The organism is Siccirubricoccus deserti (assembly GCF_014283215.1).
GTDB lineage: Bacteria > Pseudomonadota > Alphaproteobacteria > Acetobacterales > Acetobacteraceae > Siccirubricoccus > Siccirubricoccus deserti.
Map to the genome: position 1 here is coordinate 1 of NZ_JACOMF010000046.1, position 21,318 is coordinate 21,318.

The window sequence follows — 21,318 nt, forward strand, 5'->3', positions numbered from 1 at the left end:
GCCATCACCCGCTACATCCGTGACCACAACAGAGCCGCCAGGCCATTCGTCTGGACCAAACCTGCAGATACCATCCTCAGCAAGCTCGCCAGACTTCCTGCACCTTCTGAATAAGGCAGTGCACTAGGTGCCGGTGCGAGGTCCACGCGCCTGTTACAGATTCGGGCCAACGGATACCTGTGGCCAGCCTAATCCGTCAGATCGTTGGCCGGCGGGACCCGCTCCACCTCCTGCATGGCGAGAGGGAAATACAATACGCCGATCATCCAGCCTTCCAGCAGGATGATCCCGTCCTCCGGCTCCGCCGGCCCGCCGTCCATGATGTCACGTCCCCCGTTGCGAAGGGCCGCAACGCCGGCGGGGTGGACGGGTTCCCCGGCTCAGTGGATCTCCGGCTCCGGGGTCAGCGGGCCATGTTCCAGGAAGTCGAAGTCGCAGCCCTCATCGGCCTGGCGGACATGCTGCAGGTGCAGCGCGGTCCAGCCGCGGGCGTAGCGCGGCGTGGGGGCGACCCAGGCGGCGCGGCGCCGTTCCAGCTCCGCCGGCTCCACCAGCAGGTCGAGGCTGCGGTTCGGCACGTCCAGCCGGATGAGGTCGCCGGTCCGAACCAGCGCCAGCGGACCGCCGACATGCGATTCGGGCGCCACATGCAGCACGCAGGTGCCATAGCTGGTGCCCGACATGCGCGCATCCGAAAGCCGCACCATGTCCCGCACGCCCTGCTGCAGCAGCTTCTTCGGGATCGGCATCATGCCCCATTCCGGCATGCCCGGCCCGCCCTGCGGGCCGGCCTGGCGTAGCACCAGCACGCTGTCGGCCGTGACCTCCAGCGCCGGGTCGTCGAGGCGGGCGTTCATGTCGTTATAGTTCTCGAACACCACCGCGGGGCCGGTGTGGGTCAGCAGCCGCGGATCGGAGGCGCTGGTCTTGATGACGGCACCGCGCGGGGCGAGCGAGCCGCGCAGGATGGCGACGCCGCCCTCACTCTGCAGCGGGCGGTCGAGCGGACGGATGATCTCCTCATTGTAGATCTCCGCGCCTTCCAGATTCTCCCCCAGCGTCGCGCCGGTGACGGTACGCGCGGTCAGGTCCAGATAGGGTGCCAGCCGTGCCATGAAGGCGCGCGCGCCGCCGGCGTAGAAGAAATCCTCCATCAGGAAGGTGTCGCCATTCGGCCTGAGGTTGGCGATCAGCGGCACTCGTCGGCTGATGGCATCGAAGCGTTCCAGGTCGAGCTGGAAGCCGCCGCGCCGCGCCATGGCGATCAGGTGCGGGATGGCGTTGGTCGAGCCGCCGAAGGCCATGGTCGCCGTCACCGCATTGTCGATGCTGCCCTGGGACAGAATGCGCGCCGGCGTCTCATCCTCCCACACCATCTCGACAATGCGCCGGCCGCAGGCGGTGGCCATGCGCGGATGCGCGGAATCGGCGGCGGGGATGGAGGAAGCGCCGGGCAGCGCCAGCCCCAACGCTTCCACCGCCAGCATCATGGTGGCCGCGGTGCCGGCGGTCATGCAGGTGCCGAAGCTGCGGGCGATGCCGGTTTCCATATCCTTCCACTGCGCCTGGCTGATGGTGCCGGCGCGCAGCTCCGCGTGATACTTCCACACATCGCTGCCGCTGCCGAGCTTCTTGCCGTGCCAATTGCCCGACAGCATCGGCCCTGCCGGGACGAAGATGCAGGGCAGCCCGGCGGAAAGCGCGCCCATCACCAGCGCCGGCGGCGTCTTGTCGCAGCCGCCGAGCAGCACCAGGCCATCGCAGGGATGGCTGCGCGCCAGCTCCTCCGCCTCCATCGCCAGCAGGTTGCGGTAGAGCATGCTGCTCGGCTTCTGGTACTGTTCCGTCACCGGATGCGCCGGCAGTTCCACCGGGAAGCCGCCGGCCTGCCAGACGCCGCGCTTCACCTCCTCCGCCCGCGTCCGGAAATGCGCGTGGCAGATGCTGAGGTCGGACCAGGTGTTGATGATGCCGATCACCGGCTTGCCGCGGAAATCCGCCTCGCTCAGCCCGGTCTGCAGCAGGCGGGAGCGATGGCCGAAGGCGCGGATGTCATCCACCCCGAACCAGCGGTGGCTGCGCAATTCTTCCGGCGTCTTGCGGCGCATCGGTTCCTCCAGAATGCAACGTCTTCCGAATGACCCTGCCATCTGCTATTGCAGTTGTCCATGGCCTGTGATGCCGCCGTGCCGATCGAGAAACTCGCCGAGGAGGAGACGCTCTCGCTTGGTGAGCGCGCGTATCGGCGGCTGCGGTCTTCCATCTTGCAGGGCGCGCTGGCGGCGGGCGCGCGCATTTCCGAACGCGGCCTCGCCTCGGCGCTCGGCATCTCCGCCCAGCCGGTTCGGGAAGCGCTGCGGCGACTGGAAAAGGATGGGCTGGTCGTCACCCTGCCGCGCCGCGGCACGGTGGTCGCCGAGATCGGGCCGGAACGCCTGGCCGAACTTGGCCGCATCCGCGCCGCGCTCGAAGGTGTCGCCGCCGCCCTCGCCGCCGAGCGCATGAGCGAGGACAACCTCGTCACCCTGGCGCAGCTGGTGCGCCAGATGCGCGCCGCCACCGCCGCCGCCGACCACGAGGCTCTGGCCGAGTGCAACGAACGCTTCCACGCGCTGGTGCAGGGCGCGACGGGCAACCTCTTCCTGATTCGCTCGCTGGAGGCGCTGGACGCCTATGACGCGCTTGGCCGGCCGCGCGCCCTCGGCAGTACGCCGAAGGAGCTGCCGCGGGTGCTGCGCGAGCATGCCGCGATCCTGGCGGCGCTGAAGGCCCGCGATGCGACGCTGGCCGAGGCGCGGATGCGGGCGCATGTGCTGCGCTCGCTGGTGGCCAACCGGGTGCCGTCACCAGCCCCGCGACGCTGAGGCGGGCGCCGCAGCGCCCGCCCGTGCGCGCTACTCCGCCGCGCGCAGCGCGGGCGCCGAGAGCAGCGGCACCGCCCCCGGCAGCGCATCGCCGGTCCAGAGCGAGGCCAGCAGCGCTTCCGCCGCCGCGGCGCCGATCGCCGGCACCGCCAGCTCACGGAACTTCTCCGACAACTCGGCATCGGAGAGCGGTGCGTCCGGGTCGCCCTTCCGGGTCGGCTGGTAGCGGAACAGCTCCCGCCCATCGGCCAGGGTGATGCTGACCTTCGCCGCGCGGCGGCCCGGATAATCCTTCGCCAGCTCGGAATCGAGGCTGACCGAGACCTTCGGCATCACCGCGCGGATCGCCGGATTGGCGAGGTTTTCGGGCGAGAAGGCGGCGATGCGCACGCCGCCCAGCACCAGCATGGCGCCGATGCAGTATTGCGCGGAGAAGCGCGCCTCCTGTTCGGTGGTCACCACCGGGCGGTCACAGACATCCTTGGTCGCGGAATAGCCGCCGACATGGATGCGCGCGACATCCTTCGCGGTGAAGCCATGCTCCGCCTGCAGGTCCCGTACCGCATCCAGCGCGGCGAAAATGTGGCCGCAGCAGCCGTGATTCTTGAAGGTCATCTCGGTGATGCAGATGCGGCTGTCGAGATCAGCCAGCGCCTTCTCCCACTTGCCGGTGTCCTCGCTGGTGGCGGCGGCGAAGCCGACCGGGCCGTGCAGCACGTCGAGCGCGCCGGTCACCCCGGCGGCCGCGCCGATCGCCGCCAGCGCGCCGGCATCGGCAGCATGACCGGGATGCAGCGGCTTCGACATGCCGTCGCTGCGGAAGGCCTGCTGCAGCCCGCCGGCGAAAGTCGCCGCGGTGGCGATGGCATGCGCCGTCTGCTTCGCGTCGCAGCCGAGCAGCACTGCGACCGCCGCGGCGGCGCCGAAGGTGCCGACCGTGCCGGTGGTGTGCCAGTACTTATAGTGGCTCGGCTGCACCGCCATGCCGATGCGGCAGGAGACTTCATAGCCCGCGGTGATGGCGCGCAGCAGCTGGTCGAGCGTCGCGCCGCGCGATTGCGCCGCGGCAAGGGCGGCGCCGATCACCGGGCAGCCGGGGTGGTAGCCGGCGTCGCGGAAGATGTCGTCGAACTCCACCGTATGGCTGGCGGTGGCGTTGATCAGCGCGGCGTGGCGCAGTGGCCCGGGCTGGCCATCGACGTAGCAGATGGCGCTGCCGGGCCCGCGCTCCGCCGCCATGGCGGCGGCCAGCAGGGTGGCCGGCGGATAGGCGCAGCCGGGCAGCAGCGCGGCGAACCAGTCGATCAGCGCCCGCCGGGCGTGATGCGCCACTGCCTCGGGCAGCGGCCGGCTGCGCCAGGAAGCGGCATGGTTGGCGAGGACGAGGAGCGGGTTGTCCATGGCGGCGTCCTTTCGTTGGTCCGTCTCGCGGGCGCTACGCGTTGCCGCGCAGCACCTCCTGGTTGATGACCACATCGGGGTCGAGCTTGCCGTCGAAGACCTGCAGGATGCTCTCGGCACAGGACAGCGCCATGCGCCGCAGCCCCTGTTCCGTCGCCGCGGCCGAATGCGGCGTCAATACCACATTGGGCAGCTTCAGCAGCGGGTTCTCCGCCACCGCCGGCTCCTCCCAGAACACATCGAGGCCGGCGCCCGAGAGATGCCCGCTGGTCAGCGCCCCGGCCAGCGCCTTCTCATCCACCAGCGTGCCGCGGGCGGTGTTGATCAGCACGCCGCCGCGCTTCATCGAGGCGAGGAATTCGCCATTCACCATGCCGCGCGTCTTCTCGCTGCTTGGCACATGCATGGTCACCACATCGGCCTCGGCCAGGCCGGCCGCCAGATCCTTCACCGGAATGAAACCGGCGCCCTTGATGGTGTTTTGCGGAATGAAGGGGTCGCGCACCAACACCCTCATGCCGAAGGCGTTGCAGAGCCGGGCGACACGGCCGCCGATGCGCCCGAAGCCCATCACCAGCACGGTGCGGCCGGCAAGGTCGAAGGTCGCCGGCACCGGCGGGGTGCTCCACTTCAAATCGCGGGTCTGGGCGTCGTAGAAGCGGGTCTGGCGGGCAATGTTGAGCAGCAGCATCATCGCATGCTCGGCGACGCATTGCGCATTGGCATCCGGCGTCACGGTCAGCGGGATGCCGCGTTCGGTCAGCGCCGGCACATCCACAGCATCATAGCCGACGCCATGCCGGGCGACGATGCGGAGGTTCGGCGATTGCGCCAGGAATTCCCGGTTGATCGGGGTGGCGCGGACGATCACCGCATCCGCCTTCGGCATGGTGGCGGCGATGGTGGCCGGGTTCACTGGATCGAGCACTTCCACGGTGACGCCGGGGCGGCTGCGCAGCAGCTCCAGCGCCTCCGGATGAACCGGTCGAAGACAGACGACATGCGGCATGTGTGGCTTCCCCCCTGGGGCGGCCGGCACACGCCGGCACGCTGTTTTTGCGGCGGATGACATCCTGGTCCGAATGCAACCCGCTGCAGCCTCTTGTCTGTAGGGCGGATCGACACCTCGGGGCCGTCGCGCCCCGCGGCGCTCCGTCCTAATCGGCGCTGGCGCCCGATACCTTCACGACCTCGGCCCAGCGCGGCAGATCCGCCTGCATGAAGGTGGCGAATTCCTCCGGCGTGTTGGGCGTCGGCTCGCTGCCCTGCTCCAGCAGGGTGTGGCGTACCGGCCCCTCGCGCAATATGGCGTTCAGCGCGGTAGAGAAGCGGGCGATCGCGGCGGCCGGCGTGCCGGCCGGAGCGAGGATGCCATTCCACAACGCGATCTCGAAGCCCGGGATGACCTCGCCCACCGTCGGCACCTGCGGTAGCGCCGCGGAGCGCCGGGCGGTGGTGACGGCGATCGGGCGCAGCTTGCCGGCCTGCACATTGGCCAGCACCTCGGACATTGGCGAGGCGATCATCTGGATCTTGCCGGCGATCAGATCCGTCGCCGCCGGCGCGCCACCGCGATAGGGGACATGCACCATGTCGAGCCCTGCCCGCGCGGCGAACAGCGCCCCGGCCAGGTGCAGCGAGGTGCCGGCGCCGGCGCTGCCGTAATTCACCTGGCCCGGCCGCGCCTTGGCATAGGCGATCAACCCGGGCAGGTCCTGCACCGGCAGCTCGGGGTTCACCACGATCAGGTTGGGCACGAAGCTGACCAGGCTGACCGGGGCGAAGTCACGGAGCGGGTCGAAGGGAAGGCGGCGATAGAGCGCATTATTGGCGCCGATGATGCCGCTGGTCGCCATGAACAGCGTATGCCCGTCCGGCGCGGAGCGCGCCGCCGCCTCGGCGCCGATATTGCCGCCGGCGCCGGGCCGGTTCTCGACCACCACGGGCTGGCCAAGGGGCCCCGACAAAGCCTGGGCGAGCAGCCGCGCCGTCACATCCGTGCTGCCGCCGGCAGCGAAGGGGACGATCAAGCGGATCGGCCGCTCGGGCGCCCAGGATTGCGCCTGCGCAGCAAGGGGCAGGGCAGCCAGGGCACCCAGCAGGCTTCGACGTTGCATTCTCGTATTTCCCCCGCGTTCTTCAATCTTTCAGGCCAGCGCGCTTACTGCAGGTGGGCGGCCTTGCCCATGATCGCCTCGCGCATGCGGGCCTGCAGGATGCTGGCCTCGCGCGGCGGCAGCACCAGCGGCTCCGAGGCCTCATCGATCTTGACCTGGGCGAAGATCGGCCCGGTGCCGGCGTGGACGGCGGCGCGCAGCGCGATCACCTCCTCGGCGGTGCGGACCAGCCGCGCATCGGCGATGCCGGCGCCCCTGGCCATCGTTACCAGGTCCACGCCGTGGCGGGTGTGGGTCTCCTGCATGCCGGTCTCGCCGTAATGCTCGTTGTCGAGCACGATGATCGAGAGGTTGCGCGGCTTCTGCACCGCGATCGTCGCCAGCGAGCCGATGCCCATCAGCATCTCGCCGTCCCCGGTGATGACCGCCACCTTGCGCGTCGGCTGCGCCAGGGCGAGGCCAAGGCCCATCATCGCCGCGCCGCCCATCCCGCCCCACAGCGGCAGGTTCTCCGGCACGTCGCCGGCGGCGGTGATATCCCAGGCCGGGGCGCCGAGGCCGCCGATGGCCAGCAGCCCGTCACGGTCCTGCAGCAGCGCCCGCACCACGCTGCGGCGCTTCAGCTTGCCGGTGGCGCCGAGTTCGATTCCGCTCATCGGGTCACTTCCCAAAGGTCTTGGCGCCGATGACGCGCTGGCCGATCAGGGTCGCGGTCGGGCGATAGGTGTTGAAGGCCATGCGCAGCGTCGCATTGACGGTGGGCGCCACATCCTCCGGCGTGTCGGAGCGCTTCACCAGCGTGCCCATGGCTTCCAGCACGGTCTGGGTGGCGTTGCCCATCGGCACCTGGAAGGGGTTGAACTCGCCGTAGTCGCCGCGCATCGTCACGATCATCGGGCAGGGCGTGCGATGGGCGATCGCCACCGACAGCATGTTGATGCAATTGCCCACACCGCTGCTCTGCATCAGCAGCACGCCCTTCTCGCCGCCGAGCCAGGCGCCGAAGAGCATGGCGATGCCCTCCTCCTCCGTCGTCAGGGTCGCCACCTTGATGTCGTTGTCGGCCAGGCAGCGCTTGATCAGGCGTGAATGGCCGGCATCCGGCACCAGGGCGACCTGGCGGATGTCGTGTTCCTTCAGCAGGGCGTAGATCTGATCCGGCCAATCGGCCGCGGCGTCCGACATGCGTTTCCCCTCGGGTCTCGCCATATCCTCCCGCCGCGGGGCCGCGCTGGCAAGACCGGGGCGGGCTGGCGGCCGCTATGGTGCGGGGTGCAGGGGCTGGCTCCGCGGCAGCTCCCGGCCGGAAGCGGACCGGCCCGATCTGTTCCGGCCGGCGCTGACCGGTTCATCCCAAGCTGAGGTCGCGACCCCCGATGATCCGAGCGGCCGATGACGGCCCGGCCTGGCTGAGCGTGACATGCGGGGCGTAGCCGAGGCGGATGGCATCCTCGTGGCCGGCCTGCTTGGCCAGGACGCGCCAGCTCCGCGCCGCCTGCACGACGGCGTCAACCATCGGCAGGGTCACGCCATAGGGCATCGGGTCGGCTGGTGCTGGCTCCGGTTTGTTGTATCCGCGGGCATCGCCATCCGATCAGATAATTCCATCGGACCGAAATCGGCTCTACTTCGCCGGCAGAGGAGAATGCCATGGGCTTCGCACAGGCGGTGGGAGGCACGCGCTACCTTTTCCCGGATCTGAAGACCCTGCTGGCGCGGGCGACGCCGCTGCGCTCGGGCGATGTGCTGGCCGGGGTGGCGGCGGAGACCGCCGCCGAGCGGGTCGCGGCCCAGCGCGCCCTGGCCGATCTGCCGCTGGCGCATCTCCTGGCCGAGGTGGTGATCCCGCCCGAGGTCGACGAGGTCACCCGGCTGATCCTCGACCGCCACGACGCCGCCGCCTTCGCCCCAGTCCGGTCGCTGACGGTGGGCGGCTTCCGCGACTGGCTGCTTTCCGCGGATACCGCCGCCCTGGCGGCGCTGGCGCCAGGGCTGATGCCGGAGATGGCGGCCGCCGTCTGCAAGATCATGCGGCTGCAGGATCTGGTGGCGGTGGCGGCGAAATGCCGGGTGGTGACCCGGTTCCGCAACACCCTTGGCCTACCCGGCCGGCTCGCCATCCGGCTGCAGCCGAACGACCCGCTGGATGACCCGCGCGGCGTGGCGGCGGCGGTGCTGGACGGGCTGCTGCTCGGCGCCGGGGATGCCGTCATCGGCGTCAACCCGGCCAGCGACAACATCGAGACCACGCTGCGCCTGCTGGAGCTGCTGGATGCGGTGCGCGACCGCTACGCCATCCCGACCCAGAGCTGTGTCCTCACCCATGTCACCACCAGTCTGCTGGCAATGGAGCGCGGCGCGCCGGTCGATCTGGTGTTCCAGTCGATCGGCGGGACGGAGGCGGTGAACCGCAGCTTCGGTGTCTCCCTCGCCCTGCTGCGGGAGGCGCATGAGGCGGCGCTGGCGCTTCGCCGCGGCACGCTCGGCAGCAACGTCATGTATTTCGAAACCGGCCAGGGCAGCGCCCTCAGCGCCGAGGCGCATCACGGCTGCGACCAGCAGACCCTGGAGGCGCGGTCCTATGCGGTGGCGCGGGAGTATGCGCCGCTGCTGGTGAACTCCGTCGTCGGCTTCATTGGGCCGGAATACCTGTTCGACGGCAAGCAGATCACCCGCGCGGGGCTGGAGGACCATTTCTGCGGCAAGCTGCTCGGCCTGCCAATGGGGGTCGATGTCTGCTACACCAACCATGCCGAGGCCGATCAGGACGACATGGACGCGCTGCTGACCCTGCTCGGCGTCGCCGGGGTGAATTACGTGATGGGCGTGCCCGGCGCGGATGACGTGATGCTGGCCTATCAATCCACCTCCTTCCACGATGGGCTCTATGCCCGGGCGGTGCTCGGCAAGCGGCCGGCGCCGGAGTTCGAGGCATGGATGCAGGGCATCGGCATCGAGGCCGCCAGCGGCGCCGGCCTGCTGCCGGGGCGGCTGGCGCCGGCGCTGGCGGGGCTGGAATGACCGTGCCCGATGACCGCAGCGGCGACCGCCGCGGAGGCCTGAATCGGTCGCGTCAAAATGCGCCCGATGACCGCGGCGGCGGAGGCGGAGGTCTGAATCGGCCGCGCCAGGACATGCCGGTAGCCTGGAGCGACCTCCGCCGCTTCACCGCGGCGCGGGTGGCGCTCGGGCGAGCCGGCAACGGGCTGCCGACCGCGGCGCATCTCGACTTCCAGGAAGCCCATGCCAAGGCACGGGACGCGGTGCATTCGGCGCTGGATGTCGATGCGCTGACGGCGGCGGTGGCGCCGCTGTCGGTGCTGCGGGTCGCCAGCCAGGCCGCCGACCGCCGCGCCTTCCTGCTGCGGCCCGACCTCGGGCGGCGGCTGCGGGAGGCGGATCGGGCCGCGCTGCCGGTCGCCCCGGGCAGCTTCCTCTTCGTGGTGGCGGATGGGCTCTGCGCCAGCGGGGTGCAGCAGCAGGCGCCGGCGCTGTTGGCCGCGGCGGTGCCGCTGCTGCAACGTGCCGGGCTGGAGGTGGCGCCGGTGGTGGTGGCGGCGCAGGGGCGGGTGGCGCTCGGCGACGAGATTGGCGCGGCAATGGGGGCGGCGATGGTCGCGGTGCTGATCGGCGAACGGCCGGGGCTGACGGCGACCGACAGCCTCGGCGTCTATCTCACCCTCGCGCCACGGCCCGGGCGAACCGATGCCGAGCGCAATTGCATCTCCAACATCCGCGCTGGCGGCATGTCAGCGGCGGCGGCGGCGGAGAAGCTGCTGTGGCTGGCCGGGGCGGCACTGCGGCTCGGTGCGACCGGCGTCGCGCTGAAGGATGCGCAGCCGGCGACGCCGCTGCTCCCCCGATGATCCAGGTCACCCGCCGCATCGCCATTGCCGAGGATGAGCTGCATGAGGATTTCCTGCGCGCCTCCGGTCCCGGCGGGCAGAACGTCAACAAGGTGGAGAGCGCGGTCCAGCTGCGCTTCGACGCCCGGCATTCGCCCAACATCCCGGAAGATGTACGGCCGCGGCTGGAACGGCTGGCCGGGCATCGGCTGACCCAGGATGGCGTCATCATCATCACCGCCCAGCGCTTCCGCATGCGCGAGCGCAACCGGGAGGATGCGCTGGAACGCCTGCTGGCGTTGATCCGCGAGGCCGCCGTGCCGCCACCGCCGCCACGTCGGCCAACCAAGCCGACGCTGGGGTCCAAGAAGCGGCGGCTGGAAGGCAAGTCGCGCCGGGCGGATGTGAAACGTGGCCGCGGGAAGCCGCCGCCGGAGTAGGGTAGGGGAATTCAGGCACCCACGGCCAGCGGCGCGACAGCGCAGGGGCCGAGGATCGCCAGTAGCTTGCGGTCGGCACGCTGCCGGGTCCGCACCATCTCCGACCGCATACGGCCGAAGGATGAGATTCGGGTTAGCGGGAGCCAGACATCACCTGGGCCACCGCGGCCTCAAGCTGCCTCAGTGCATCGGCCAGCGCCGCCGTCATCGCCGCCGCAGCATCGGCCGCCGCCAGCCGGGTCGGGTCCTGCTGGCCGCCGGCCAGCGGTGCGACGCCTTCCACCTGCACCTGCCCCAGCACCCGGCTGGAGCGGCCGCCCTCTGCCAGGATCAGCGCGGCAATGCCGGCACGCCCCACGCCGGCCGCCGGTTCCGCCTGCAGCCGGGTCAGCTCGGCTTCCAGCACGAGGTCGGCCGGGAGGCGCGAGCCGGGGCTGGTAACCGCGCTGAACCGGCCACTCGCGGTCAGCCAGCGCCGTATCGCCTCCTCCACCAGATCGGCCGGTGGTGCGACCCATTCGGACCAGAATTCCGTGATGACCTCACTGTTCGGGCCCAGGATGCGCAGGCCGCGGGCGTTGAGGCCCGGCGCCGACCGTAGGGTGCGCAGCAGCAGCACCGGGCCGCGCCGGGCCGGAGGACGAGATGGCGGCATCTCCGGCGCCAGGGCGAAGCGCTGCGATTCCTGATAGGGGCGGGAGGGCAGCACGCTGCACCCGCCGAGGCCGGCGAGGCCGAGCAGCACCCATCGCCGGTCCCGGGGCGTGGCCGCCCCGGGCCGGATGTGGTCCGGCGCGGTCATCGGCGCGCCTCCGGCGGCGGGGGCGGGGGTGAGCCGAAGATGGCCTGCGACGGGTAGCGCCGCAGCTGCTCCGTGGTGTCGCGCAGGTTGGCGACCGCGGTGCGCAGGTCGCGCAGGATCGGCGCCAGCTCGGCCTGGATGTCGCTGGTGGCGCTGCGCGCGGTGCGCAGCCCGGCGTCCAGGGTCTGCACGCTGCCGGGCAGCCTGGCCGTGGCGGTCCGCACATCGGCGGCGGCGGCGGCGAGGCTGGCCAGCATCTGCTTCACCTGTGGGGCGGTGATCAGCTCACGCGCGTCGGTGGCGGCGCCGCGCAGCTCGGCCATGGTGCCCGGCACGTCGGCGCCTTCTGCCTGGCTGTGCAGGACGCGCAGCAGCTGCGATGCCTCCTGCAGCGTCTTGGCGAAGTCGCCGTCATGCACCTGGGCACGGAGGTCGGCGATCAGCTCGGCGACATTGCTGATCACCCCGGGCAGGTTGGCATCCTGCAACCTGTTCAGCAGCGCCTCGGCGGCGTTCTGCACCTGGGCGACGGTGGAGGGGATAGCAGGGATGTAGGTGTAGCGAGGTTCCCAGGGCACCTCGCGCGGCGGGAAGCGTTCCGGATCGACGAAATCCACCTCCAGGTAGTTCACCCCGGTGATGCCCTGCGACGCCATGCGGACCCGGAGGCCCTGGGCGATGGCATCCTCCACCGAGGGTGTCTCGCCGATCTTCGCGGCATCGACCATGAAGCGGACGAAGACCAGCTGGAAGGCGGCACCGAAGCTGTCGCCGGCGGGCCGGCGGTACTGGGCGGAGACCAGCCCGACCTCGGCCACCCGGCCGATGGCGACGCCGCGGTAGCGCACCGGTGCGCCGACCTCGAGCCCCTGCACCGATTCCCGGATATAGGTCTCGTACATCACGGCGCCGCTGCCGAAGCGGTTGGCGGTGAGGAAGAGGACGAAGCCCACCGCCAGCACCAGCCCGGCCACCACCAGCCCGCCCACCCTGAGATAGAGGCCGCGCGACTGGGGCATCAGGCGGCGCCCGGCCTGGGGGGGCGGCCGCGATACGCCGGCGTCATGGCGCGAGCACCTCGCGGCGGAAGAAGGCGCGGACCACCGGGTTGTCGCTGGTGTCGCGCAGTTGTCGAGGGTCGCCCTCGGCAATCATGCCCTTGGCCTCCTTGTCCAGCATGATGCAGCGGTCCCCGATAGCCAGGATCGATTGCAGCTCATGCGTCACCACCACGAAGGTGGTGCCGAGATCCCGCGCCAATTGCCGGATCAACGCATCCAGCCCGGCGGAGGTGATGGGGTCGAGCCCGGCGGAAGGCTCGTCGAGGAATAATATGGGCGGGTCGAGCGCCATGGCACGGGCGATGCCGGCGCGCTTGGCCATGCCGCCGGAAATCTCCGCCGGCAGGCGCAGCGCCGCATCGGCCAGGCCGACCAGCCCGAGCTTCACCTGCGCGACCAGCGCCCGCGCCTCCGGCGGCAGGCCGGTGTGCTCCTCCAGCGGGACCATGATGTTCTCGGCCAGGGTGGAGGAGCCGAACAGCGCGCCGGATTGCCACATCACGCCGATCCGCCGCAGCAGCGCCTGGCGGGCCGCGCCCTCCAGCGTCTCGATCCGCTGGCCGAGGATCTCGATGCCGCCCTCGGCCGGCTCGTACAGCCCGATCATGTGCTTCAGCAGGGTCGACTTGCCGCAGCCGGAGCCGCCGAGAATGACGAAGACCTCGCCGCGGCGGACCTCGAAGGAGACCTTCTCGAAGATGGTCCTGCCGTCGAAACGGGCGGCCAGTTGCTCGACCCGGATGACGCTTTCGGCGGCCATGGCTACCAGCCCAGCCGGAAGAACAGGACGGCGCAGATGCCGTCCAGCAGCACGATGGAGACGATGCCGCCGACCACCGCCGCGGTTGCCGCATCGCCCACCGCCCGCGGCCCGCGCCCGGCCGACAGCCCCGCGCGGCAGCCGACCAGCCCGATGGCCAGCCCGAACATCGCGGCCTTGAACAGCCCGCCGACAAGATCCTTCAGCTTCACCGCCGCCTGCAGCTGGTTCACCACGGCGGCCGGGGTGAAGCCCAGCGAGGTCATCACTCCGGCCATGCCGATCAGCCCGGCCAGGTCCAGCAGCAGTGCCAGCACCGGCATCACCAGCAGCGCCGCCAGCACCCGCGGCAGCACCAGCCAAGCGATCGGGTCGATTCCCATGATGCGCAGCGCATCCACCTCCTCGTTCACCGTCATGGTGCCGAGCTCGGCGGCAAAGGCCGAGCCGGTGCGGCCGGACAGGATGACGGCGGCCATCAGCGGCCCCAGCTCCCGCAGCAGCGAGATGCCGACGAGGTTGGGGATGAAGATCTCGGCGCCGAATTGGCGCATCGGGATCGAGGATTGGAAGGCGAGGATCAGCCCGATCAGCACCCCGAGCAGCGCAGTGAGGCCGAAGGCACGCAGCCCGGCCTCGTCGAGGTGGCGCAGCAGCTCGGGCAGGCGCAGCCGCCAGGGGCGGCGGAGGATGCCAAGGCTGGCGACCAGCACCTCGCCGAGGAAGGCAACCCCGCCGAGCATGTTGCGGCCGGTCTGGACCGTGGCCTGGCCAATGTGGCCGAGGAAGGGCAGCGATGGCGGCGGCTGCGGCGGCGGCTGGGCCAGCGCCTGCCGCGTGCGGTCGAGCACCGCCTGGACCCTGGCGTCGGTCAGGCCCTGCCAGCTTGTCTTGGCCGCCTGGCGTTCGAGGTGCAGCAGGAAGGCGGCGCCACTGGTGTCGAGCGCGGTCACCCCGGCGAGGTCCAGGATCAGGCTCTTCGCCCTGGCGGCGTCGCGGCCGGTGGTCGCCCACAGCCTGCTGACCGCGGCGGTGTCCAGCGTGCCACGGAAGCTGAGGCGCAGCGCGGCGCCGTCCGGCCTGGCCTCCAGGGTGGCCGGCTCGGCGGCGGGGCCAGCGGCGGCTGCGGCGGTCACGCGGCCCCGCCCAGCGCGTGGAACAGCACCGCCGCGGCGGCGGCGACGTTCAGGCTTTCGACCAGGCCGCTGCCAGGGAGAGTGAGGCGGGCCTCGCAGGCCTCCAGCGTCGCCGGCGGCAGCCCATGCTCCTCATTGCCGAGCACCAGGGCGATCGGCCGGTCGCGCGGCAGGGCGGCGGGCGGGGCGCCGCCGGCGGCCACCGCGGCTACGGTCAGCAGGCTCCCGCGCATGCCGCGGAGCAGCGCCGGCAGGTCGCGCGCGCGCCAGACCTCCAACTGTTCCAGGCCGCCCTCGGCGGTGCGGAAGGCAGCGTCCGAGAGGTCGGCCTGCCGGCGGTCGGCCGACAGCAGCAGGGCGCGGCAGCCGAAGAAGGCGGCGGAGCGGGCGATGGCGCCGAGATTGTGCGGATTGCCGATGCCGTCCAGCACCGGCAGCAGCGGCGCCGCCAGCAGCCCCGCCGGCAGCCCCGGCCCCGCCAGCGGCGAGGCGAAATGCGCGACGGCGATGGCGCAGATGCCGCCATGGTGCTGGGTGCCGGCGATCCGGGCCAGCTCCTCGGCCGGCACTTCGCGATAGGGCCGGCGGCTGCGGGCGAGTTGCGCGCAAAGCGGGCCGGCGAGGCGGCGCTTCTCCGCGGTGTAGAACAGCCGCAGCACCTGCTGTGGCCGGCGCTGGAACAGGGCGCGCACCGGGGCCGTCCCGCAGATGCGGTTGGGTTCGGGCGGGCGGGGCGGGTGCGGGGCGGGATCGGATTGCAAGGCGATGGAGCGTATCAACCAGTGCATCCGACAGGGCAAGTGACTTCGGCGCCTGGCATTTCCGTAAGCGCCGGCCGCGAGCAGCGCCGCTGCCGATCGGCCCGACATCGAAATTTTTTCATTGCGCGTCGGAATGGCGGCTATGCCGGAACAGTTCCGATGCCGGTGGCGGAACCTGCCACCCGCGGCAGATGCCTCCGGAGTCTAGCGTGGCGGGCGCAAGGGCGGGTGGTACCTGGGGCCGGACTTGAACCGGCGACCCCGGCATTATGAGTGCCGTGCTCTAACCAGCTGAGCTACCCAGGCGCGGCCGGCGATATGGCGGGTTTTGCCCGCCGACGCAACCCTTGCTTCCGGCCTGATCAGCCGCTGCCCTTCAGCACCCGGCGGGCGATCGCCATGCGGTGGACCTCGCTCGGCCCCTCATAGATGCGCTGCACCCGCACCTGGCTGGCCATCAGCTGCAGCGGCAGCTCCTTGGTCATGCCCATGGCGCCAAACACCTGCATGGCGTGGTCCAGCACGTCCTGGGCCATTTCGGTGGCGAAGACCTTCAGCATCGAGGCCTCGTTCCGCACATCCTGGCCGGCGCTGAGCTTGGCCGCGGCGTCGCGCACCATCAGCCGGGAGATATGGATGCGGGTGGCCGCATCGGCGATCCACCATTGGATCGCCTGGCGGTCGGCCAGCTTCACCCCGAAGGTGACGCGCTGCTTGGCCTGCTCGCACATCATGTCCAGCGCCCGGCGCGCCATGCCGGTGCAGCGTGCGCCCATTTGCAGGCGGCGGACATTGAGACGGAGCTGCATCGGCGCGTAGCCGGCGCCGAGGGTGCCGAGAATCTGCCGCTCATGCACGCGGCAATCCTCGAACACCAACTCATAGGTGCGGCGGCCGCCGATCATCGGGATCTCGCGCTCGATGATGAAGCCCGGGGTGCCGCGCTCGACGATGAAGGCGGTGACGCCTTCCTGCCGCTTGCCCTCGCCGGTGCGGGCCATGAGGATGATGAAATCCGCCCGCGGCACGCCGCTGACCCAGATCTTGCGGCCGTTGATCACCCAGTGGTCGCCGTCCTTCACGGCGCGGGTGGTCATCCCCGCCGGGTCACCGCCGGCGCCGGGCTCGGAGATGGCGATGGAGGATCGCATCTCGCCGCGGGCATAGGGGTCGAGGTACTTCGCGCGCTGCTCCGGGTTGGCCACGGCCAGCAGCATGTGCAGGTTCGGGCTGTCGGGCGGGAAGATGAAGGGCGTCACGGTGCGGCCCATCTCCTCCTCGATCGCCATCAGCGCCGGCAGCGGCAGGTCGGCGCCGCCGAACTCCTCCGGTACGTCGAGGCCGACCAGGCCCAGCTCCTTGCACTTCGCCAGCAGCGGCGCCTCTTCCTCTGCCGTCAGGGCGTAGCGCTGGCCTTCGGATTCGCGCTTCAGCACCGCCGCTTCCAACGGCATCAGGTCGCGTTCGACGAATTTCGTGACCAGGTCGCGCACCATGCGGTGCTCCTCGGCCAGGGCCGGAATTGCGCCGAAATCGAAACCATCCATGGGTCGCTGTCCTCACCTCGTCCAGGGCAGATTAGCCCCGCGCCGCGGGCGCGCGAAGTCCCCCGCGGCGAGACGGTGCCGGAGGCAGACCGTTAATGGGCCGGCTGCGTCTGGCGATGGGCGAAATTGGTGACGTTCAGCTTGCGCCGATGGTCCTCGTACAGCAGCGGTTCGTAGCGCGCCGGGTTCGCCTCGCTGACGCAGCTCGGCACCGGGCGGATGACGGCGTCGTTGTTCGGGCCGAAGAAGAAGGGAATGGCGTAGCGCATGGCGTTGTTGGCGTTGACCACACGATGTGGCGTCGGCGCGAAGCGGTCGTTGGAATAGCGCCCCAGCATCTCCGCGGTGTTCACCACGAAGGTGCCGGGGATAGCTGGCGGGCGCAGCCATTCGCCCTCCCGCGTCCGCACCTCCAGCCCCGGCAGCGCCGATTGCGCCAGGAAGGTGATCAGGTTGGTGTCGATGTGCGGAGCGAAGCCGAAGCGGTCGGCCTCCTCTTCCGGCTGCGGCTGGTAGCGGATGAGGCGCAGGGTGCAGGTCGGGTCGGTGAAATCGCCGGCCAGGTAGTCTGGCGGCATGCCGAGCGCGGTGGTGACCACCGGCAACAGCTTCTGTGCCAACGCCTCCATGGCGGTGAAATAGGTCATGGTGGCGGCACGGAAGCCGGGGATGCCGGGCGGCCAGCGGTTCAGCCCGACGAAGGGCTTGCCGGCAAGAATATCGGGGTCGTCCGGCGCGCGGTCGCGGACGATGTAGAAGCTCTCGTTCAGGTTCGGCTTGCGGTTCTCCGCAATGCGGGAGGTGCGGATCACCTGCGCGCCGGTCGGCAGGAAGCCGATGTTCAGCTCGCCCACCTTCAGCGCCAGCTTCACCTCATCCGGCAGGGCGAAGAACTCCGCCGCGGCGGCGAAGCAGGCGGCGGGCAGGCCAGGGTCGATGCCATGGCCGGCGAGCACCAGGAAGCCGGTGTCCTCGCAGGTGCGGGCCACCTGCTCCGCCAGCGCCTCCCGCGCGCCGGGCACGCCGGCCAGGGTAGGTGCGATGTCGAGGACGGGGATGCGCCCGTCCGGGCCGGGCTCGCTCATGCCGATCTCCGTGCTGTTGGTGACAGCAGAGCATGTTGCCGGCATCGAAGCCAGATGGTTGCCTTTCGCCACGCATGACATAGGCTCCGGCATCCCCAGGGAGATCGCGATGCGCCGCATCCTTGCCGTCGTTCTCACTTTGCTGCTCGCCGCGTCGCCAGCGCTGGCCCAGCCGAACACCCTCCGCGCGGTGCTGAACCTCGAGCTGCAGGTGCTCGACCCGATCATCACCACCTCCAACGTGACGCGGGCCTATGGCTACCTGGTCTTCGACACGCTGATCAGCATGGACAGCGAGGGCCGCTACAAGCCGCAGATGCTGGAGGGGTGGGAGGCGAGCGAGGATCGGCTCACCTGGACATTCCGTCTGCGCCCCGGCCTTGCATGGCATGATGGCGCGCCGGTGACCGCGGAGGATTGCGTCGCCTCGTTGCAGCGCTGGGGCCGCCGCGACGGCCTCGGCAGCCGGCTGATGGCTGCGGCCAAGGGCCTCCGCGTCGTCGATGCCAGGACCTTCGTGCTGGAACTGCGCGAGCCCTTCAGCCAAGTGATCGAGGCGATCGGCAAGCCCGCCGCGCAGATCCCCTTCATGATGCCGGTGCGGATGGCGGCGATCGAGCATACCCGCCCGGTGACCGAGACCGTCGGCAGCGGCCCCTACACCTTCGACCGGGCCGAATGGCGTCAGGGCGACCGCGCCATCTTCCGCCGCAACCCGCGCTACAAGCCACGGGAGGAGCCGGCGGACGGCTTCGCCGGCGGCAAGGTGGCGCATTTCGAGCGCATCGACTTCGTCAGCCTGCCGGATTTCTCGACCCGCGTCGCAGCCCTGCAGGCTGGCGAGGTGGATTACCTGGAATTCGTGCCCACCGACTTCATCACCCGGCTGCAGCGGGACCGCAATGTCCGGCTGATCAACCCGCGGCCGATCGCGCAGATGATGGGCGCGATGGCGATCAACCACATCCACCCGCCCTTCAACAAGGTCGAGGTGCGCCGCGCGCTGCAACTGGCGATGGACCAGGGCGAGATCATCGCCGGGCTCGGCCTGCCCTCCGGCATGTCGCTGCCCTGGTGCCAGTCCATCTTCATGTGCGGCGGCCCCTACGCCTCCGAGGCCGGGACGGAGCGGCTGCGCGACCCGAGCATCGAGCGCGCGCGGGAAGCACTGCGCGCTTCGGGCTATGCCAATGAGCCGGTGGTGCTGCTGCACAGTACGGACAGCGTGACCCTGAACCCGATGGCGCTGGTCATCATCGACCGCCTGCGCCGCACCGGCTTCAACGTCGACGTGCTGGCCAGCGACTACAGCAGCCAGGCGCAGCGCCGCCTGTCGCGCGAGCCACCGGGGCGCGGCGGCTGGAGCCTGATGCCGGTGGTCTTCACCGGCTTCGACATCCTCAATCCGCTGGCGCATTACGCCGTGGCGTATAATTGCGGCAACAACTATCCCGGCTGGTACTGCGACCCCGCCATGACGCCGCTGATCGAGCAATTCGGCCGGGAGCCGGATGCGGAGAAGCGCAAGGCACTGGCCGCCGAGATGCAGCGCCATGTGCATGAGAGCGCGCTCATGCTCTTCAACGGACAATTCTCGGTGCCGGCGGCGCATCGGGCCGATGTTGCCGATGTGCTGCCGCTGGGCATGCCGGTGTTCTGGAACGCACGCCGCGTGGCCCGCTGAGCCCGCGATCGTCGCACCGCCCACCGGCGGTGCCAACAACCTTATGAGGGAACCTCCGCATGAGCTATCCGGAATTGCAGAAGCTGGTGGATGCCCTGCGTGCCCGTCCGGTGATCACCGACATCGGCGAGCGCCGCAGGGCCTTCGACGCCTTCGCCACCACCTTTCCGCCCGCCGCTGATGTCACGGTCGAGACGCTGGAACTCGGGGGCGTGATGGCGGAGAGAAGCCGCACACCGGGCGATGATGCCGCTGGCGCCATCCTCTACGTGCATGGTGGCGGTTACGTCTTCGGCTCGCTGGACAGCCATCGCCATGTGGTGACGGAGATCGGCCGCGCTGCCGGCGTGCCCGGCTATGCGCTGCACTACCGCCTTGCGCCGGAACATCCTTTTCCGGCGCCGGTGGAGGATACGGTCGCGGCCTATCGCGCGCTGCTGGCGCAGGGCATCGCGCCGGGCCGGATCGCGCTGGCGGGCGACAGCGCTGGCGGTGGGCTGGTCGTGGCGGCGCTGGTGGCCTTCCGCGAGGCTGGGCTGCCGCAACCTGCCTGCGGCTGGAGCATCTCGCCCTGGATCGATCTGGAGGCGCTGGGGCCCTCCATGACCGGCAATGCGGCCAGCGACCCTTCCGTGCAGCGTGACCCGATCCTCGAACTGGCGCGCCTCTACCTGGCCGGCGCCGACCCGCGCAGCCCGCTGGCCGCGCCGCTCTACGCCGATCTCAAGGGGATTGCGCCGCTGCTGATCCAGGTCGGCGCGATCGAGACGCTGCTGGACGACGCTGTCCGCCTGGCGGGCCGGGCCGCCGCTGCCGGGGTGCCCACGCGGCTCGATGTCTGGCCGGAGATGCCGCATGTCTGGCACCTGTTCCACCCGGTGCTGACCGCCGGGCGCAAGGCCATCGAGCAGGGCGGCGCCTTCGTGAAGGCGGCGATGCAGGACGGGGCGCCATTCACCTACCGAGGATAGAGGCGGCCAGCCCGGCGCCATCCACCGCGATGCGCGCTGGGGCCAGCACCACCTGCGGCACGTCATGGGCTGGCCGGTCGGCAAAGAGCCGGGGCATGGCTGCCGCGTTCAGCCGGCGATGATCGCCGCCAGGGCCTTCGGCTCGCTCAGCATCGGGTAATGCCCGGTGTCCAGCTCATGCCAGCTCGCACCGAGCGCCTGCTGCGCCCGCCGCTGGTGCGCCACCGGCGGGTTGGCGCTGCGGCGGCACCAGATGACACTGGCCTGCCAAGGCATCGACCAGAAGCGCGGCAGCACCACCTTGTCCACCATCGGCGAGATCGGGTGCTGGGTGATCCGCTCCAGCGCCCAGGCCCGGGTCGCCGGGTCCAATTCGGCGAAGAGCCGGGTCTCTGCATCATGTCGGCTGGGGCCACTGGTCAGCGCGGTGTTCACCGCAGTCGGCCGCTTGACGATGTCGGGCAGCGCCTCGCCATCCTGCAATGCCAGCGCGTCGGCGAAGACCAACCGACCTATCCGGTTCGGCACCAGCTCCGCCAGCCGGCACATCACCATGCCGCCGGTCGAGGTTCCGACCATGGTGACACCCCGCAGATCCTGGCGGCCAAGGTAAGCCGCCAGCTCCTCGGCCTGGCTTTCGGTGGTGATGCCGGGGCGCAGCGCGCCGGCCCGCTCGCCGCAGCCTTCGAGGCTCGGTGCCTCCACCCGGTGGCCGGCAGCCCGCAGGATCTCAGCCACGGGATCCCAGATCCAGCCGCCCTGGTAGGCGCCGTGGATCAGCAGGATATTCGCCATGCGGTTTCCTCCTTATTTTCGTCGCATCCTGCCTGGAAAATCCGATGGT

Annotated in this window: 22 protein-coding genes and 1 tRNA gene; 6 read left to right on the plus strand and 17 right to left on the minus strand. The window is 70.5% G+C overall.

All coding sequences use genetic code 11. The features are described 5' to 3' along the window. Positions 1-188 precede the first annotated feature (188 nt). Together H7965_RS31215 and araD are read right to left on the minus strand one after the other, a co-directional pair. The gene (locus H7965_RS31215) at positions 189-320 is read right to left on the minus strand and encodes a hypothetical protein (protein WP_261394353.1); all 132 of its coding nucleotides are present in this window, start codon (positions 318-320) and stop codon (positions 189-191) included. 60 nt (positions 321-380) lie between these two features. Next, positions 381-2,108, minus strand: coding sequence for an L-arabinonate dehydratase (araD, locus tag H7965_RS23190; protein WP_186772959.1), 1,728 nt, complete (start codon positions 2,106-2,108; stop codon positions 381-383). Positions 2,109-2,186: 78 nt separating this feature from the next. Here araD and H7965_RS23195 point away from each other — a divergent pair, with 78 nt between their 5' ends. Beyond that, the gene (locus H7965_RS23195; RefSeq protein ID WP_229682748.1) at positions 2,187-2,864 is read left to right on the plus strand and encodes a GntR family transcriptional regulator; all 678 of its coding nucleotides are present in this window, start codon (positions 2,187-2,189) and stop codon (positions 2,862-2,864) included. A gap of 30 nt (positions 2,865-2,894) precedes the next feature. Here H7965_RS23195 and H7965_RS23200 read toward each other — a convergent pair whose 3' ends face one another. From H7965_RS23200 to H7965_RS23225, 6 genes are all read right to left on the minus strand, one after another. Then, entirely contained in the window at positions 2,895-4,265 is a 1,371-nt protein-coding gene (locus H7965_RS23200; RefSeq protein ID WP_186772961.1) for an MmgE/PrpD family protein, read from the minus strand. A 34-nt stretch (positions 4,266-4,299) separates the two neighbouring features. Further along, positions 4,300-5,274: a hydroxyacid dehydrogenase gene (locus H7965_RS23205; protein WP_186772962.1), complete on the minus strand. Its 975-nt coding sequence runs from the start codon at positions 5,272-5,274 to the stop codon at positions 4,300-4,302. A 148-nt stretch (positions 5,275-5,422) separates the two neighbouring features. Continuing rightward, positions 5,423-6,382, minus strand: coding sequence for a Bug family tripartite tricarboxylate transporter substrate binding protein (locus H7965_RS23210; RefSeq protein WP_186772963.1), 960 nt, complete (start codon positions 6,380-6,382; stop codon positions 5,423-5,425). Between the two features lie 44 nt (positions 6,383-6,426). Further along, positions 6,427-7,038, minus strand: a complete 612-nt coding sequence (locus H7965_RS23215) for a thiamine pyrophosphate-dependent enzyme (protein WP_186772964.1) — start codon at positions 7,036-7,038, stop codon at positions 6,427-6,429. Between the two features lie 4 nt (positions 7,039-7,042). Continuing rightward, positions 7,043-7,567, minus strand: a complete 525-nt coding sequence (locus H7965_RS23220; protein ID WP_222440767.1) for a thiamine pyrophosphate-binding protein — start codon at positions 7,565-7,567, stop codon at positions 7,043-7,045. Positions 7,568-7,730: 163 nt separating this feature from the next. Beyond that, a complete protein-coding gene (locus tag H7965_RS23225; RefSeq protein ID WP_186772966.1) occupies positions 7,731-7,922 on the minus strand; it encodes a hypothetical protein in 192 nt (63 codons plus the stop codon). A gap of 110 nt (positions 7,923-8,032) precedes the next feature. Between H7965_RS23225 and H7965_RS23230 the strand changes: the two genes are divergently transcribed. From H7965_RS23230 to arfB, 3 genes are all read left to right on the plus strand, one after another. After that, positions 8,033-9,403 (plus strand): ethanolamine ammonia-lyase subunit EutB, encoded by a 1,371-nt coding sequence (locus tag H7965_RS23230; RefSeq protein WP_186772967.1) that lies wholly within the window; start codon positions 8,033-8,035, stop codon positions 9,401-9,403. A 113-nt stretch (positions 9,404-9,516) separates the two neighbouring features. Continuing rightward, positions 9,517-10,248 (plus strand): ethanolamine ammonia-lyase subunit EutC, encoded by a 732-nt coding sequence (gene eutC / locus H7965_RS23235; protein ID WP_186772968.1) that lies wholly within the window; start codon positions 9,517-9,519, stop codon positions 10,246-10,248. Continuing rightward, positions 10,245-10,667, plus strand: coding sequence for an alternative ribosome rescue aminoacyl-tRNA hydrolase ArfB (gene arfB / locus H7965_RS23240; protein ID WP_186772969.1), 423 nt, complete (start codon positions 10,245-10,247; stop codon positions 10,665-10,667). The genes eutC and arfB overlap by 4 nt, the downstream gene beginning before the upstream one ends. A 133-nt stretch (positions 10,668-10,800) precedes the next feature. Here the strand turns inward: arfB and H7965_RS23245 are convergent, their stop codons facing one another. From H7965_RS23245 to H7965_RS23280, 8 genes are all read right to left on the minus strand, one after another. After that, on the minus strand, positions 10,801-11,469 hold the full coding sequence (locus tag H7965_RS23245; protein WP_186772970.1) for an ABC-type transport auxiliary lipoprotein family protein: 669 nt from the start codon (positions 11,467-11,469) through the stop codon (positions 10,801-10,803). Then, a complete protein-coding gene (locus tag H7965_RS23250; RefSeq protein ID WP_186772971.1) occupies positions 11,466-12,488 on the minus strand; it encodes an MlaD family protein in 1,023 nt (340 codons plus the stop codon). The genes H7965_RS23245 and H7965_RS23250 overlap by 4 nt, the downstream gene beginning before the upstream one ends. Positions 12,489-12,531: 43 nt before the next feature. Continuing rightward, positions 12,532-13,290 (minus strand): ABC transporter ATP-binding protein, encoded by a 759-nt coding sequence (locus H7965_RS23255; protein WP_186772972.1) that lies wholly within the window; start codon positions 13,288-13,290, stop codon positions 12,532-12,534. A 2-nt stretch (positions 13,291-13,292) separates the two neighbouring features. Beyond that, complete coding sequence (locus tag H7965_RS23260; RefSeq protein WP_186772973.1) at positions 13,293-14,426, minus strand: ABC transporter permease; 1,134 nt, start codon at positions 14,424-14,426, stop codon at positions 13,293-13,295. Beyond that, a complete protein-coding gene (locus H7965_RS23265) occupies positions 14,423-15,205 on the minus strand; it encodes a TrmH family RNA methyltransferase (RefSeq protein WP_229682749.1) in 783 nt (260 codons plus the stop codon). The genes H7965_RS23260 and H7965_RS23265 overlap by 4 nt, the downstream gene beginning before the upstream one ends. 211 nt (positions 15,206-15,416) lie before the next feature. Continuing rightward, a tRNA-Met gene (locus tag H7965_RS23270) sits at positions 15,417-15,493 on the minus strand. A 56-nt stretch (positions 15,494-15,549) separates the two neighbouring features. Next, the gene (locus H7965_RS23275; protein ID WP_186772974.1) at positions 15,550-16,734 is read right to left on the minus strand and encodes an acyl-CoA dehydrogenase family protein; all 1,185 of its coding nucleotides are present in this window, start codon (positions 16,732-16,734) and stop codon (positions 15,550-15,552) included. 92 nt (positions 16,735-16,826) lie between these two features. Further along, complete coding sequence (locus H7965_RS23280; RefSeq protein ID WP_186772975.1) at positions 16,827-17,819, minus strand: isopenicillin N synthase family dioxygenase; 993 nt, start codon at positions 17,817-17,819, stop codon at positions 16,827-16,829. Between the two features lie 109 nt (positions 17,820-17,928). Between H7965_RS23280 and H7965_RS23285 the strand changes: the two genes are divergently transcribed. Together H7965_RS23285 and H7965_RS23290 are read left to right on the plus strand one after the other, a co-directional pair. Next, positions 17,929-19,503: an ABC transporter substrate-binding protein gene (locus H7965_RS23285; RefSeq protein WP_186772976.1), complete on the plus strand. Its 1,575-nt coding sequence runs from the start codon at positions 17,929-17,931 to the stop codon at positions 19,501-19,503. Between the two features lie 59 nt (positions 19,504-19,562). Continuing rightward, a complete protein-coding gene (locus H7965_RS23290) occupies positions 19,563-20,474 on the plus strand; it encodes an alpha/beta hydrolase (RefSeq protein ID WP_186772977.1) in 912 nt (303 codons plus the stop codon). Positions 20,475-20,582: 108 nt separating this feature from the next. On the opposite strand, the gene H7965_RS23295 is transcribed toward H7965_RS23290, so the two are convergent. Then, entirely contained in the window at positions 20,583-21,269 is a 687-nt protein-coding gene (locus H7965_RS23295; RefSeq protein WP_186772978.1) for an alpha/beta fold hydrolase, read from the minus strand. Positions 21,270-21,318 lie beyond the last annotated feature (49 nt).

Coding starts and splice junctions, on each gene's coding strand:
- H7965_RS31215 (WP_261394353.1), bottom strand. CDS start 320: ATGGACGGCGGGCCGGCGGAGCCGGAGGACGGGATCATCCTGCTGGAA.
- arfB (WP_186772969.1), top strand. CDS start 10,245: ATGATCCAGGTCACCCGCCGCATCGCCATTGCCGAGGATGAGCTGCAT.
- H7965_RS23215 (WP_186772964.1), bottom strand. CDS start 7,038: ATGAGCGGAATCGAACTCGGCGCCACCGGCAAGCTGAAGCGCCGCAGC.
- H7965_RS23230 (WP_186772967.1), top strand. CDS start 8,033: ATGGGCTTCGCACAGGCGGTGGGAGGCACGCGCTACCTTTTCCCGGAT.
- araD (WP_186772959.1), bottom strand. CDS start 2,108: ATGCGCCGCAAGACGCCGGAAGAATTGCGCAGCCACCGCTGGTTCGGG.
- H7965_RS23290 (WP_186772977.1), top strand. CDS start 19,563: ATGAGCTATCCGGAATTGCAGAAGCTGGTGGATGCCCTGCGTGCCCGT.
- H7965_RS23295 (WP_186772978.1), bottom strand. CDS start 21,269: ATGGCGAATATCCTGCTGATCCACGGCGCCTACCAGGGCGGCTGGATC.
- eutC (WP_186772968.1), top strand. CDS start 9,517: ATGCCGGTAGCCTGGAGCGACCTCCGCCGCTTCACCGCGGCGCGGGTG.
- H7965_RS23280 (WP_186772975.1), bottom strand. CDS start 17,819: ATGAGCGAGCCCGGCCCGGACGGGCGCATCCCCGTCCTCGACATCGCA.
- H7965_RS23205 (WP_186772962.1), bottom strand. CDS start 5,274: ATGCCGCATGTCGTCTGTCTTCGACCGGTTCATCCGGAGGCGCTGGAG.
- H7965_RS23210 (WP_186772963.1), bottom strand. CDS start 6,382: ATGCAACGTCGAAGCCTGCTGGGTGCCCTGGCTGCCCTGCCCCTTGCT.
- H7965_RS23200 (WP_186772961.1), bottom strand. CDS start 4,265: ATGGACAACCCGCTCCTCGTCCTCGCCAACCATGCCGCTTCCTGGCGC.
- H7965_RS23255 (WP_186772972.1), bottom strand. CDS start 13,290: ATGGCCGCCGAAAGCGTCATCCGGGTCGAGCAACTGGCCGCCCGTTTC.
- H7965_RS23275 (WP_186772974.1), bottom strand. CDS start 16,734: ATGGATGGTTTCGATTTCGGCGCAATTCCGGCCCTGGCCGAGGAGCAC.
- H7965_RS23245 (WP_186772970.1), bottom strand. CDS start 11,469: ATGACCGCGCCGGACCACATCCGGCCCGGGGCGGCCACGCCCCGGGAC.
- H7965_RS23225 (WP_186772966.1), bottom strand. CDS start 7,922: ATGCCCTATGGCGTGACCCTGCCGATGGTTGACGCCGTCGTGCAGGCG.
- H7965_RS23220 (WP_222440767.1), bottom strand. CDS start 7,567: ATGTCGGACGCCGCGGCCGATTGGCCGGATCAGATCTACGCCCTGCTG.
- H7965_RS23250 (WP_186772971.1), bottom strand. CDS start 12,488: ATGCCCCAGTCGCGCGGCCTCTATCTCAGGGTGGGCGGGCTGGTGGTG.
- H7965_RS23285 (WP_186772976.1), top strand. CDS start 17,929: ATGCGCCGCATCCTTGCCGTCGTTCTCACTTTGCTGCTCGCCGCGTCG.